Origin of the sequence: Ammoniphilus resinae (assembly GCF_017873965.1) — a bacterium.
GTDB classification, from domain to species: domain Bacteria; phylum Bacillota; class Bacilli; order Aneurinibacillales; family RAOX-1; genus Ammoniphilus_A; species Ammoniphilus_A resinae.
In genome coordinates, this window is sequence record NZ_JAGGKT010000006.1 from 68953 (window position 1) to 83035 (window position 14083).

The window sequence follows — 14083 nt, forward strand, 5'->3', positions numbered from 1 at the left end:
ACGAGAAGGGTTTTTATTTATTCTAAGAAAAGAGGGTAATAGAATGAGTGATTTAAAACAATCTTATGATTTAGAAACAATTCTTCTGCATGGTGGTCAATCTCCTGATCCGACAACGGGATCGCGTGCTGTGCCAATCTATCAAACCACCTCATATGTATATCATAGCACAGAGCATGCTAGAGGGCTCTTTGCTTTGGATGAAGCGGGAAATATCTATACACGTCTAGGTAACCCAACATCCGACGTATTAGAAAAACGAATTGCTCTTCTTGAAGACGGTGTAGCCGCTCTGGCAACAGCATCAGGAATGGCTGCGATTTCTTTGGCGATCATGAATATTGCTGGGGCAGGGGATGAAATCGTTGCCTCCACACATATTTATGGAGGAACTTATAATCTTTTTGCAACGACTTTACCAAAGTATGGGATTAAGGTTCATTTCGTCGATTCTAGAGATCCGGAGAATTTCCGTAAGGCCATTACGCCAAAAACAAAAGCAATCTTTGCTGAATCGATTGGAAACCCGGGGCTGCATATTCTAGACATTGAAGAAGTAGCCAATATCGCACATGACAATGGAATTCCATTAATTATTGACAATACGTTCCCAACACCGTACCTTTGCCAACCGATTAAATGGGGGGCGGATATTGTCGTTCATTCCGCAACCAAGTGGATTGGCGGGCACGGAACTTCTATTGGAGGTTTAATTATCGATGGAGGACGTTTCGATTGGAACAGTGAAAAGTTCCCTGGCTTTACTGAACCGGATAAAAGCTATAATGGTGTTCGCTATGCTTTTGACTTTGGAACACTCGCTTTTATAACAAAAGCTCGTGCGCAATTGTTGCGTGATTTCGGTTCCTGTATTAGTCCATTTAACTCCTTTATGCTTATTCAGGGGCTTGAAACCCTTCATTTGCGGATGCGTGAGCATGTATCCAATGCACAGAAAGTGGCTGAGCATTTACAGAGCCATCCAGCAGTAGAATGGGTAAGCTATCCGGGATTAGAGTCACACCCTAGCCATCAGCTTGCAAAGAAATATCTGCGCGATGGTTTTGGTTCGATGGTTATTTTCGGTATTAAAGGTGGAAGAGAAGCAGGGGCGAAGTTCATTGACAGCTTATCCCTCTGGTCACATCTAGCCAATGTAGGGGATGCGAAATCCTTGGTTATTCACCCAGCTTCAACGACCCACCAGCAGCTCAGTGCGGAAGAGTTAGAAGCTTCAGGAGTAACAGAAGATCTTGTTCGTCTCTCTGTTGGACTTGAATCTGTTCGCGATTTAACAAATGATTTAGATAAAGCTTTGTATAAGGCAACCGGTGTCTCTACTTGGGAAGATGGCAAGAAGCCAATCGTAATTAATGACGAAGGTGTCATTCGTTGGTTGCTTGAGTCCCCATGGGAACGAGAAACCATGAATGGGGAATTGGTACAGCGTCCGAAAACATTAGCGGTTGTAGGGCTTTCTGGAAACCCTGTGCGCCCAAGCTATCGTTTAGCACGGAAGATGCAGCGTCTTGGCTACAAGATTATTCCTGTTAACCCACGTGAGACAGAAGTTTTAGGGGAAAAGGCTTATCCGGATTTGGCCTCTGTTCCAGGTCCAATTGACGTCGTGCAGGTATTCCGCGCTTCAGAATTTGCTGTGGAAGTAGCGAAAGAAGCAATCGCGGTAAATCCGAAGTTATTCTGGTTGCAGGAAGGCGTTGTCTCCGATGAAGCAGCAAACATAGCAAAAGAAGCTGGGCTAGAAGTTGTTCATAATCGCTGCACGTACAAAGAAGCACAAAGATTACGTGGAAGTATCGTCACTTACACTTGCGAAATTTAATTTTAAAAAAATGTTGACAACAAATTGAAATGTGTTAATATTATCCCAGTAACACAATTTGAATACTATGATTTAATTCTTATCCAGAGAGGTGGAGGGACTGACCCTGCGAAACCTCGGCAACCGGCGTGAACGGCACGGTGCCAATTTCAGAGGAATAGAAATGGCTATTCCGAAGATGAGAATGTTGTCTTTTATGGACCCTTCTCTCTTCGTGTGAGAAGGGTCTTTTGCTTTTTAGGAGGTGACGGACTGAGAGCAAAAAAAAGAAGAAAAAGGTGAGGCAACACCCTTTTCTTCGGTAGGTTTACTAGCCCCGCGGAACGGATGCTAAGCAAAACCCAATTTCTATTGTAGATGATCTCCCTTCTATCCGTCTACACATTAATCAGATAAGGAACTAAATGGCAGGAGGCTTTCAGAGAATGAGCAAAATCATCCCACCAGGACAAATTCAAACGGAAAAATGGCCGATTCTTCATCAAGGTGATGTTTATTCCTTTGATCAGGAAACATGGCACTTTAAGATCTTCGGCGAGGTAGAGGAAGAAGTGACTCTTTCCTTCGACCAAGTGATGGAGCTGCCAAAATCAATCTCGACAGTGGATATGCACTGTGTGACGACCTGGTCCAAATTTGATACGACTTTTGAGGGAATTCGTTTTAGTGAGTTTCTGAAATTGGTGAAGATTAAACCGGATGTTAAATACGTGAAGCTCTACGGGTACCTTGATGGGGACTGGTTCGGTTACTCGGCTAATCTTCCTTTGGATGCTCTATACGGGGATGATGCGCTATTTGTTTACCGCTGGAAGGATGAAAAACATGATTGGAAGGATATTACTCCAAAGCATGGTTATCCGCTTCGCTTTATCCCACCGGCGTCTTTCTACTTGTGGAAGGGATCGAAATGGGCCTCAGGGATTGAGTTTTTGACCGAAGATGAAGCAGGTTTTTGGGAGCAACGCGGATATTCAATGACGGCCGATCCGTTTACAGAGGATCGATTTGCAGATGAAGATTACAAGCCTAGCGGTTTCAATCAAAGATGGAAGCAAGAAGAAAATAACGAGGATTAAGGGGGAAACATAGATGTTTACAACGTATTGGGGACTTATAGGTTTGGTTTGGGTCGTAGGAATTATACTATGGAATTCTATTTATTCGAAGGTAGAAAAGGAGGGATAGAAGATGCAAGTATTAACTGGTGGTTTATTGTGGTTGATTTTTGGACTTTTGGTCATCTACTTTTTCTTTCTATCTTGGATTGGTAAAAAAGGAGCGGCTCACAGCAAGACAATGGAAGGATTTGCAACGGCGAAAGGAAAGGTTAATCCTTGGATTGTTGGAGCGAGCTTTGCCGCTACATACGCAAGTGCCAATTTATTTATTGGAGTGCCAGGGTTAGCGTATCAGTATGGAACAGCTGTTTTATGGTATACCTTGGGATGTTTTGGTGCTTCTTGGATCGGTTTGTTGCTTTTTGCGAAAACATTTTGGAAATACGGGAATAAATTTGGCGGAGTTTATACGCTTCCTGAATGGTTGGGAAGACGTTATAATAGCAAGACTTTACAGATCCTTGTATCTCTTCTTATTTTGTTCAATGTCTATTACATCGTGGGGCAAAATGTTGGGTTAGCGACAATTTTTGAATCGATTCTGGGAATTCCTTATACGTGGGGAATTATTATCGGTGTGGCCATTACGATTCTTTATATCGGTTTAGGTGGAGCTTACGCCCAAATGGTGACAGATGGGATTCAGGGGATTTTAATGGCGGTCACTTCTTTACTCGTTCTTATTTCTTTGTTTTGGACGATCGGCGGAGGATTCAATGTATTCGGGGTACTAAATGAACGCTTAGCTTCTATCGACCCGAATCTGGTAGCTCCTATATCAAATGGTGGACCATACAATAGTGTGTTAGCTGTTATCGCTGTTCAGTTTATGTTGTTTAGCTTTGTGTTGATGCCGCACTTATTATCGAAAGTACTTTCTATTAAAGAAGAGAAAGATTTAAAACCATTTACACTATCAGCAGGAATTACCTTGTTCATCATCTCGACCCTCATGGTGCTTGGTGGGTTAGCAGCAAGGGCATTGGTTCCAACCCTAGAAGCGGCAGACCAAGCCATTCCGGTATACTTGACACAAGCATTTCCACCAGTTGTAGTGGCTTTTATGATCGTGGGAATTATCTCTGCCATTCTATCTAGTACAGATGGATTGTATCTAGGAGTAACAACAAGTATTGGGAATGACATCTATAAGGTAGCTGCACCTTTCATCCATCGGGGAAAACAGCTTACCGCGCAGGCTATTGACCAAAAGGCAGTAAAAGTATCCAAAATTGCATTAGTCTTTGTAGGGTTGGCTTCCTTATACATTTCATTAGATCGACCCGAATCTTTGTCCATCTTAATCCAGTTTAGCTTCTCAGCGATTATCAGTGGGGTTATTGCTCCCATATCTTTGGGGTATATCTGGAAAAAGGCAAATGGCTATGGTGCGGTGGCAGGAATGTTAACCGGAACACTCTTATATGTAGCATTTATGAACTTTAAGTTTGTAGAGAATATGTATCTAGCGATGTTTCTTAGTTCCGTTGCAAGCTTTATTGTCATGGGCGTGATCAGTATGTTTACGAATAAAGAGGTTGAAGCCAAAGCTGAAACAATCAGTAAGGTTTCTTAAATAATATAGGATTTAGGAAATAGGGTTGGGGTTTGGCATAATTTTTCGATGGAGTTGGACTTAAGTTTTGCTCTGTTAAGTATATTCCCCACCCCCTTTCCAGACCTTCGCCATTTTCCTAGTAACACCTTAAAAAGTGCCAGTAAACTCATGAAATCCTCCAGTAGTCGGTTTTAAAATGACTGTAAAAATTTTTAATAGAAAAACCAAGTATTCAGGTATGTAAACTTATAAATTAGAGGAGAGAATAAAGATGAAAAAGTTTTGGCTAGGTCTCGCATTAACAGCTAGTGTAGGGTTGTTTGCGGGATGCTCGCAGACGGATACAGAATCCGTAGCGAAAGGGGAGGCAAAGCCTGAGAAGATTCGCCTAGATTACGCGTACTACTCCCCTTTAAGTTTAGTGATCAAAGAAAAAGGTTGGGCGGAAGAGGCTTTTGCTGAGGACGGTGTGAAGGTTGAATTTGTTTTAAGCCAAGGAAGCAATAAGGCATTGGAATTCCTTAACAGCAACTCTGTTGATTTCGGATCGACAGCAGGGGCTGCAGCGCTTATAGCCAAATCCAATGGTGCACCTATTGAGGGAGTTTACCTCTACTCTAAGCCGGAATGGACGGCGCTGGTGGTGGGAGAAGATTCCCCTGTTCAAAAGGTAGAAGATTTGAAAGGGAAAAAGGTAGCCGCGACCGTCGGAACAGATCCCTATATCTTTTTACTCCGTGCTTTGGATACAGTAGGTTTGACCGCCAAGGATATTGAGGTTGTTCCATTACAGCATGGTGACGGTGCGTCCGCACTAGTCGGTAAACATGTCGATGCATGGGCTGGATTAGATCCTCATATGGCACGGGTGGAGTTGGAGAATAAGGCGAAGTTATTTTATCGCAATCCGGATTTTAATACCTATGGTTTTCTGAATGTTCGTAAAGATTTTGCTGAAAAATACCCTACCTATGTCGAAAAGGTGCTGCAAGTCTATGAAAATGCAAGATTATGGGCTATCGAGCACCCAAATGAGACAGCGGAGATCTTGGCTAAGGAAGCCAAATTAAGTGCAGAGGTAGCGAAAAAAGAGCTAGAACGAAACGATTTTACCCAGGCAATTCCAGGAGATATGCAGCGGGATACGATTTTAGAGGCTGGGAAAGTCCTGCAAAACAATGAAATCATCAAGCCTAACGTCAATCTAGAAGAGGTTGTTGATGCACTAATCGAGCCTTCCTTTGCAGAGAAGGTAGTGAAGCCATGACCCATTCCGCTCGCTTTACAGGGATCATCCTAGGGGGAATTCTCCCCCTGGTCCTTCTTGTCATTTGGCAGGTTCTCTGCTCCCAGGGGGTGTTTCAGCCCTATCTACTTCCCTCACCGTTGGCCGTGTTGGATAGTATTGTGGAGTTAGCAAAGGATGGAAGTTTGTGGGCGCATATTGGAATTACCATGTACCGAATTTTGCTTGGCTTTCTACTAGGGGTCGGGCTAGCCATCCTATTTGGTTCTGTCGTAGGTTTTTATCCTTTGGCCCAACGGTTACTGGATCCGACTTTGCAAGCCTTCCGTTCGATTCCCTCCTTAGCATGGGTTCCTTTGTTTCTTCTCTGGATGGGAATTACGGAAACTTCCAAGATCACATTAATTGCGGTGGGGGTGTTTTTTCCTACCTATCTCAACCTGGTAAGTGGGATTCAAGGTGTGGATCGAAAGCTAATAGAGGTCGGGAAAGTGTATCGATTTAGTAACCGTCAGTTGATTCACCGGATTATTCTGCCCGCTTCTCTTCCGTCTTTTTTAGTGGGGCTGCGGGGAGGACTTGGTGTTGGCTGGATGTTTGTAGTCGCGGCAGAGTTATTAGGAGCAAGCCAAGGATTAGGTTACCTTCTGGTGTTTGGACAGAATACAACGGCTCCGGAAATTATCTTAGCCAGTATTGTTTTATTTGCCATCCTGGGGAAATTCACGGATGCTTTGTTAGCCAAGGTGGAATGGAGGGCCCTGCATTGGCAGGATTCTCTCGTACATAAACGATGAGTAGGAGGTGTTTTTCATGTTAACTTTAAAAACAGTCACTCGGACGTTTCCCAATGGAAAAATGGCCTTTCGCGACTTGAGCTTTGAGGCACAGCCTCACGAAGTAATCGGCATCTTGGGAACGAGCGGTTGTGGGAAAAGCAGTTTGCTGCGTGTGATTGCAGGCCTTGACAGCGAATATCAAGGATCTATCTTGATCGACCAGGCCCCATTGCAGGGAATCCATGAGAGGGTTGGAGTCATCTTTCAGGAACCACGCTTAATGCCTTGGTTAAATGTAATTGATAACGTGTCGTTTGGGTTAAGAGGTGATTCAGACACCAATCGGAAAAAGGCTCTGGAATTTCTCCAATTAGTCGGGCTTGAGGGTTTTGAACGCCATTATCCTAAGGAATTATCCGGCGGGATGGCCCAACGTGTGGCCATTGCTCGTTCCCTCGTGACATCCCCCGATATTCTTTTATTAGATGAGCCGTTTAGTGCACTCGATGCTTTCACCAAAATGCAGCTGCAGGATTTACTCTTGCAGGTTTGGAAGAAATGTCAATCCACGATGCTCTTGGTCACCCATGATATCGATGAAGCCCTTTATTTATCAGATCGTTTGCTCATTTTAAGGGGGCAGCCAGGAGAATTGGTGGAAGTCATCGAGGTTACGGAATCCCGCCCACGCTCACGAGGCAGTGAGAGATTAGCCAGGCAGAAGCAAGAGATCTTACAGCTTCTGCACTTAACAGCAGAGAAAACAGGAGAGGTGCAAGATGACACTAACATATGGGAACGTCATCCCGCCGCTAGACGGGAATTATCATTTAAAGGATTATCTTAAGGTTCGGGAAGGCTTTTCCTGGGAGCAGGTGGAGAAAGATTTCAGCTGGTATGAGAGCGGAAAAGTGAATATCGTCTATGAATGCGTGGATCGGCATGTCGCAGAAGGATATGGTGAGAAGCTGGCTCTGCATTATCTCCACGGCTCAAAAGAAGTCCGCTGCACGTATCAGGAACTGAAGGATCGAACGGACCATTTAGCGACGATTTTAAAGAAGTATGGGGTGCAAAAGGGAGATCGGGTGTTTATCTTTTTGCCAAAAAATTTAGATTGCTATATTAGTATTCTTGCCGCAATTAAAATTGGCGCCATTGCCGGTCCCTTGTTTGAAGGGTTTATGGAAGAATCTGTTCGCGATCGGATGCTTGATTGTGGGGCCAAGGTGCTAATTACCGATCCGGTATTGGGCAAGAGGATAACGAAAAGTGATTTTCCTGATTTGCAAACGGTTTTTGTGGTAGCGGAAGCGGAAGATTGTACAGAAGGAGAAGTCTCCCTCTATGAGGAATATCGAAAAACGCGTGCTGATCAGGATGTTATAGAATGGGTGGATTTGGAGGATGGGTTCGTTATTCACTACACATCTGGGTCAACAGGAAAGCCAAAAGGTGTCTTGCACCGCCACCGAGCCATGATTCACCAATATATCACCGGGAAATGGGTGCTCGATATCCATGAAGAGGATATTTACTGGTGTACCTCCCATCCCGGTTGGGTGACAGGCAGTGTGTACGGGATCTTTGCTCCTTTGTTGAATCGAGCAACGGTTGTGGTGAATGGGGGACGTTTTCGGGCTGAGTTTTGGTACGACATCATTCAGCGGGCAAAAGTGACGATCTGGTATAGTGCGCCTACTGCTTTTCGTATGTTGATGGCCGAAGGGGACGAGGAGCTGAAGAGTTTTGATTTATCTTCTGTCCGACACGTGCTGTCGGTGGGGGAGCCACTGAACCCTGAAGCCATTAAGTGGGGCGTAGAAAAATTAGGTGTACGGATTCACGATACCTGGTGGATGACAGAAACAGGTGCGCATTTAATCGTCAACCTCCCATCACAGTCGATCAAACCCGGTTCGATGGGGCGTGCTTTTCCAGGGATTACTGTAGGCATTCTCGATGAAAGCGGCCGGGAGGTGCCGGTTGGTGAAATCGGACAGCTTTGTGTAAAGGCAGACTATCCAGGTTTGATGAAAGAGATTTGGAACAATCCAGAGAAATATCGTTCGTATTTTCCTTATGATGGATGGTATGTATCAGGTGATTTGGCCTATGTCGATGAGGATGGATATGTCTTCTTCCAGGGGCGAAATGATGATATGATCAATTCTTCGGGTGAGAGAATCGGACCGTTTGAAGTGGAAAGTAAGTTGATAGAGCACCCGGCCGTTGCGGAAGCAGGCGTTATTGGTAAACCTGACGGGTTGCGAGGGGAAATTGTCAAAGCTTTTATCGTGCTTCGTCCGGGATATAATCCGACAGCTAGGCTTTTGGAGGAAATCCGCTTGTTTGTGCGTTCGGAACTTGCTACCCATAGTGCCCCGCGGGAAATTGAAGTGCTCGAACTGCTTCCGAAAACGAGAATCAGCGGGAAAATTATGCGCAGGGTGTTGAAGGCATGGGAATTGAATCAGGATGCAGGGGATACTTCGCAATTAGATGGCGGGGTTTGCTTGAGAGTTGCGTTGGTGGATTGAATTAGCACGGATTATTAACCGAGGCTTCACCTATTTTCTGCATCCCTTTAAGGACTCTCCCTTCCTCTCAGTAGGTGATTCGGACTGAGTTGAGAGAACCAGCGGATTTGAGTCCAAATTCGGGTGTGATTCGGACTGAGTTGGGGGAAACCAGCGGATTTGAGTCTGAATCGGGGTGTGATTCGGACTGAATTGGGGGGAACCAGCGGATTTGAGTCTGAATCGGGGTCTGATTCGGACTGAATTGGGAGGAATCAGCGTATTTCAGTCCAAATCTAGAGCCTTTCTCCGCCTATTAAAACCGCCATAGGCAGTGGTTATGGTTCATATTGAAATAACGCAATAATGGCAATGATCATAGCCAACCCAGCAACAATTCCTACAATCATGTATCCACTAACAAAAGTAGCAAGTAACCTAATTCTCACCAGACCTGGCTGCTTATTCGATGCTATCCTATAGATTTTCCAGCCGAGCCATGCAAAAATTAAACCAGGAACTGCCCCGATGATATATACTGATAATCCAGAAATGGCTCCAAGAATCCCCACAATCATCCATGTAATCCCGATTAATTTACCAAAACGATAAATCAATTTCCAAAAAATATTCACCAAAATACACCTCATATAAATTATATCGCCCCCTATTGTTGACAGAATACTTTTTGAAGGAAGTAGAAGATAAATGCAGAAATTTATAAGTAGTTTGATAGTATTGTAAGGGGGAAAAGGTTTATGAGTCTATCCATTTTTCGTACACCGTCAAAGTTAATTATGGGTACAGGTTCCATCGCACAAATTGGGCAAGAAGCGAAAAAATTAGGAGCAACGAAGGTACTATTGGTTACGGATAAAATCTTAAATCAGAATGGTTTAGTTCAAAAGGTGGTTGCCCCTTTGAAAAAAGAGGATCTGTCTGTTGATATCATCGATGAGGTGATTCCCGAACCTCCGTTTGAAAATGTGGAACAAATCGCTGGGAAAATTCGCGACAAGGGTTACGATTTATTCATTGGACTTGGGGGCGGCAGTTCTCTCGATGTTACCAAGGTCTTGTCGGTTATGATGACAAACTCTGGGGATGTGCGGGAATTAGTCGGAATTGAAAAGGTAGCCAACAAAGGGACCCCATTCATTCTGGTGCCAACTACGGCAGGAACAGGGTCGGAAGTGACGTACAATGCGATCTTTACTGATACAAGGGATAATGTGAAAAAGGGGATTGTTTCACCGTACCTACTGCCAGATGTGGCCATTGTAGATGCGGAGTTGACTATGTCGATGCCTCCAAGTGTCACCGCGGCAACAGGGATGGATGCGTTGGTCCATGCCGTAGAATCCTATACTGCGATCCGATCTAACGAACTGACAGACGGAATTGCCTTACAGGCGATAAAGCTAATCAGCCGCTCTCTTCGGCAAGCCGTCTACCAAGGGCAGAACTTGTCAGCACGAGAAGACCTCGCCATGGGCAGCCTGTTGGCGGGAATCTCCCTAGGGAATGCCGGTGTTGGGGCAGTGCATGCTTTGGCTTATCCTTTAGGAGGGAAGTTCAAAGTCCCACACGGGGTTGCGAATTCCTTATTGCTGCCCTTTGTGATGAAGTACAATGTCATTTCAAACCTGGAGAAATTTGCTGAAGTGGCTAGGGCAATGGGTGAACAGGTGGAAGGACTATCTTTGAGAGAAGCGGCGGAACAGGCCGTTCGGGCCATGGCACAGCTTTCTGTTGACGTAGGGATTCCAACCGATTTGAAACAAGTGGGTGTCAAACAGGAGGATATTGCTGGGCTAGCGGAGGAAGCTAGTAAAATTGATCGGCTGTTAAACAATAACCCTCGTTGGTTAACGGTTCGGGAGATTGAGGCAATCTATCAGGAGGCATTGGAAGGAAGATTGGAGGTTATTGGGTAGGGTACAGCAATAAAACCGTCACACCTGATCAAAAGGGAGAGTGCCCATAGGGGTTAGAAAAATACATAGACACCCCCAGCACACTCTCCTATTGCTACCGAATACTTCGTCCCCCATCAACAGGCAACGTAACCCCTGTAATAAAGGATGCTTCATCACTCGCTAGAAATAATGCTGCATACGCGATTTCCGCAGCCTCGCCAAATCGCCGCATCGGACTTTTCGCGAGAAGAGCCTCAATGATCTCCGGACCCGTGGTATCTATTAAATTGTCGACCATTCGGGTTTTGATTGTTCCAGGGCAGATGCAGTTTACGCGAATCCCCTTTTCCGCATAATCTAACGCCATGGATTGGGTGAGACCGATAATTCCGCTTTTTGAGGCGGAATAGGCAACAAGGTTTGTATTTCCACGTATCCCATTAATGGAAGAGACGTTCACAATCGATCCTCTTCCCTTTTCAAGCATATGTGGGACAGCGAATTTACTGCATAAAAAGGCGCTTTTCAAATTTACACTCAGTATTTGATCATACAGATCAACAGGTGTATCTGTAACCGTCCCGCCCGGATTAATGCCGGCATTGTTCATAAGAATATCAATTCCACCGTACTTCCTAACGGCAGTGTCGATGACTTCTTTTGCCCCTTCTTCTTGGGACACATCAGCGGTAATAAAAGTAATTCCTTCTTGACTGAGCAATGCCCGCTCTACTTCCGGATTGGGCGGCTCAATATCTGCTAAGATGACTTTTGCTCCCTTCTGCAGAAATAATAAACCCGTACTCCAACCAATTCCTCCGCCGCCACCTGTAACCACAGCCACTTTGTCTTGCAATCTCACAGGAAAGTCCTCCTATACAATAGATTCTATAAGGAAGTGTACAGTCTTAAGTAAATCTGGTCAAACATTATTCAAAAAATATAAAAATGGTAGAATAAATATAATATATAATGAGAAGATAAAGGTTTACGACTTAGGGAGGTTAAAGATGAAAATTAGCAAATTAAAATGTCTATTTTTATTTTCTCCTTTTGAAAGACCGCTAGGTAATTCACTCGTGTTCTTTCAGGGGAAGTGCGGCAATGTAATCCAGCTTGTAACGGATGAGGGGGTTATTGGATATGGTGAAGCTTACGGCGATCAATCCCAGCTGTACAAGCTATTTAACGAATTGTTCCCTTCCTTAATCGGTATTAACTTTGACTCATGGGAACTTGTCCAAAAGGAAATTCGCCGAAGCCTTGAAGGAAGAGTCGCGCCTTACGTTCTAGGGTGTATCGAAAGTGCTTTTAATTTAGCCTATTGGGATATCCAGGGGAAAATGGCGGGAAAATCGGTTTGTCAGCTGTTTGGAGCTGAGCCAATAGATCAGATTCCTATCTATGGGACGGGCTTATTCTATCGCGATGTAGAAGATTACCAAAAACAGTTGCCCTTCTTTATGGATGAAATGCAAGGTTTCGTGGATCGAGGCTACCATGGAATTAAGATGAAGGCGGGAAGATACCCGGTAGAGCAAGAGGCTTGGCTGATCGGGCAGGTCCGCAAGGAAATGCCTGCGCATATGCAGTTAATGGTTGATGCCAATTGCGGAATGCGAAGTGTAGAGGAAACCAAAGATTTGGTCAAGCGTTTGGAGGATCTCGGAATTTACTGGTTGGAGGAGCCTTTCAAACCGGATCAGTATGGACGATATCAAGAAATAACGAAAAACGCAAAAATGTCTATTGCCGCTGGGGAGAATGAATACTCACTGACTGGATTTGAGCAATTAATAGAATCGAAAGTTTCTATTTTACAGCCGGAGCTTTCTTTATGTGGGGGATTCTCGCAGATTCCTGCCCTTATTGAACTTGCCAAACAAGCGCAGGTGCCGCTTACCCCGCATGTATGGGGATCTGGGATGCTGTACGCAGCAACATTGCAGTTTTATTCGATGACCCATGAAAAACCGACTTTTTTGTATGAGTGCCCATTCCTTGATGACCCATTGCGGGATTATTGTTTTGATTCGCTTACCATTCAAAATGGATATATCGATACACCGAAAAAGCCAGGATTGGGAGTCGAAATAAACGAGGAGGTGATGAAAAAATACTTGATTAATTTTTAAAAATAGATGGATGCCTAGGACAGACGATCGACCCTATTCATACCTTGTTATGGATTTTAACCTACAAGGAGGAATGGAATTGATTAGTCATGTTGTCCAGCCCGGTGAGAATTTATGGATGATTGCGCAGCGCTATGGGGTAAGTGTACAGCAAATTATGCGTGCCAACGGAATTTCCGACCCTAATTTAGTTTTTGTGGGAACGACAATAAGAATTCCAATTCAATCCGGACCACCCTCTGTTCCCGTCCCTGGATATCCGTCCCCATCACCAGGTCCCGGTCCGTCGCCAGGCCCGTTTCCAGGTCGTCAATTGGAGCAGCGCGTTGACGCCTTGGAGCGGGAAGTCAATCAATTGGGACGCCGCGTGGGGAATCTGGAGAATCGGGTGCGTCGTCTCGAAGGGCGTTGAGCTGTAAACATAATAGAGGGCTGCATAGCAGAATGCAGCCCACATTTCCTTACCTTCTAATTTCCAATACAGCCCCAGGGGGTCTTCGATCCCGTTGAATTTGGCGAACGCGACTATTACTAATTCGGCGAGCAACAAAAACCAATGAAGAAGCTAGATCATTAAAACCTTCATCTACGAGATTACGAATATTTCGGCTGCCGCGGTAAATCTTAAAATCTCCTTGATAATTAATATCTTCGAACAGAACAAGGCTGACTTCTCTTCGCTCATCGCTGTTTCTCATCCGGAAGCTCGATAAAACATCGTTGAAACCAAGGATTCGCATGTCACGCACTGCTACCTCTCCGGCATTAAAAACAATCCGGTCTCCCTCAAAATTGATGTCAGAAAAGAGTTGAAGCCTTAAATTCTCTCCCCTTTGGCTCAATCGAGCTGGAAGTTTTACTACCCTCGTTTTATTAGCAATCTTTGCTTTTAAAACCATGGGTTTTCTTGAACTGCTTGGTCTGGAAACTACCTTTGTTTTATTCATATGATCACCTCTCTTA

Annotated in this window: 13 protein-coding genes and 1 riboswitch; of the genes, 10 read left to right on the top strand and 3 right to left on the bottom strand. The window is 44.6% G+C overall.

From position 1 onward, the window contains the following. Positions 1-43 precede the first annotated feature (43 nt). From J2Z37_RS11485 to acsA, 7 genes are all read left to right on the top strand, one after another. Complete coding sequence (locus J2Z37_RS11485; RefSeq protein WP_209810409.1) at positions 44-1843, top strand: PLP-dependent aspartate aminotransferase family protein; 1800 nt, start codon at positions 44-46, stop codon at positions 1841-1843. Positions 1844-1919: 76 nt separating this feature from the next. Further along, positions 1920-2028: riboswitch (SAM riboswitch) on the top strand. 240 nt (positions 2029-2268) lie between these two features. Further along, positions 2269-2922 carry a molybdopterin-dependent oxidoreductase gene (locus tag J2Z37_RS11490; RefSeq protein ID WP_209810410.1) on the top strand — a complete coding sequence of 218 codons (654 nt, stop codon included), beginning with the start codon at positions 2269-2271 and terminating at the stop codon, positions 2920-2922. A gap of 112 nt (positions 2923-3034) precedes the next feature. Beyond that, the gene (locus J2Z37_RS11495) at positions 3035-4540 is read left to right on the top strand and encodes a sodium:solute symporter family protein (RefSeq protein ID WP_209810411.1); all 1506 of its coding nucleotides are present in this window, start codon (positions 3035-3037) and stop codon (positions 4538-4540) included. A gap of 253 nt (positions 4541-4793) precedes the next feature. Continuing rightward, positions 4794-5789 (top strand): aliphatic sulfonate ABC transporter substrate-binding protein, encoded by a 996-nt coding sequence (locus J2Z37_RS11500; RefSeq protein WP_209810412.1) that lies wholly within the window; start codon positions 4794-4796, stop codon positions 5787-5789. Continuing rightward, a complete protein-coding gene (locus tag J2Z37_RS11505) occupies positions 5786-6565 on the top strand; it encodes an ABC transporter permease (RefSeq protein ID WP_209810413.1) in 780 nt (259 codons plus the stop codon). Before J2Z37_RS11500 ends, J2Z37_RS11505 begins: the two co-directional genes overlap by 4 nt. Before the next feature lie 16 nt (positions 6566-6581). Continuing rightward, on the top strand, positions 6582-7394 hold the full coding sequence (locus tag J2Z37_RS11510) for an ABC transporter ATP-binding protein (protein WP_209810414.1): 813 nt from the start codon (positions 6582-6584) through the stop codon (positions 7392-7394). Then, entirely contained in the window at positions 7327-9087 is a 1761-nt protein-coding gene (gene acsA, locus J2Z37_RS11515; protein ID WP_209810415.1) for an acetate--CoA ligase, read from the top strand. The genes J2Z37_RS11510 and acsA overlap by 68 nt, the downstream gene beginning before the upstream one ends. A gap of 317 nt (positions 9088-9404) precedes the next feature. Here acsA and J2Z37_RS11520 read toward each other — a convergent pair whose 3' ends face one another. Next, positions 9405-9701 (bottom strand): hypothetical protein, encoded by a 297-nt coding sequence (locus J2Z37_RS11520; RefSeq protein ID WP_209810416.1) that lies wholly within the window; start codon positions 9699-9701, stop codon positions 9405-9407. A 123-nt stretch (positions 9702-9824) separates the two neighbouring features. Between J2Z37_RS11520 and J2Z37_RS11525 the strand changes: the two genes are divergently transcribed. After that, positions 9825-11003: an iron-containing alcohol dehydrogenase gene (locus tag J2Z37_RS11525; protein ID WP_209810417.1), complete on the top strand. Its 1179-nt coding sequence runs from the start codon at positions 9825-9827 to the stop codon at positions 11001-11003. 94 nt (positions 11004-11097) lie between these two features. Here J2Z37_RS11525 and J2Z37_RS11530 read toward each other — a convergent pair whose 3' ends face one another. Then, the gene (locus tag J2Z37_RS11530) at positions 11098-11847 is read right to left on the bottom strand and encodes an SDR family NAD(P)-dependent oxidoreductase (protein ID WP_209810418.1); all 750 of its coding nucleotides are present in this window, start codon (positions 11845-11847) and stop codon (positions 11098-11100) included. Between the two features lie 148 nt (positions 11848-11995). On the opposite strand from J2Z37_RS11530, the gene J2Z37_RS11535 reads away from it, so the two are divergent. Further along, positions 11996-13120, top strand: a complete 1125-nt coding sequence (locus J2Z37_RS11535) for a mandelate racemase/muconate lactonizing enzyme family protein (RefSeq protein ID WP_209810419.1) — start codon at positions 11996-11998, stop codon at positions 13118-13120. Positions 13121-13199: 79 nt separating this feature from the next. After that, complete coding sequence (locus tag J2Z37_RS11540; RefSeq protein ID WP_209810420.1) at positions 13200-13532, top strand: LysM peptidoglycan-binding domain-containing protein; 333 nt, start codon at positions 13200-13202, stop codon at positions 13530-13532. A gap of 49 nt (positions 13533-13581) precedes the next feature. Here the strand turns inward: J2Z37_RS11540 and J2Z37_RS11545 are convergent, their stop codons facing one another. Then, positions 13582-14067: a hypothetical protein gene (locus J2Z37_RS11545; RefSeq protein WP_245203747.1), complete on the bottom strand. Its 486-nt coding sequence runs from the start codon at positions 14065-14067 to the stop codon at positions 13582-13584. Positions 14068-14083 lie beyond the last annotated feature (16 nt).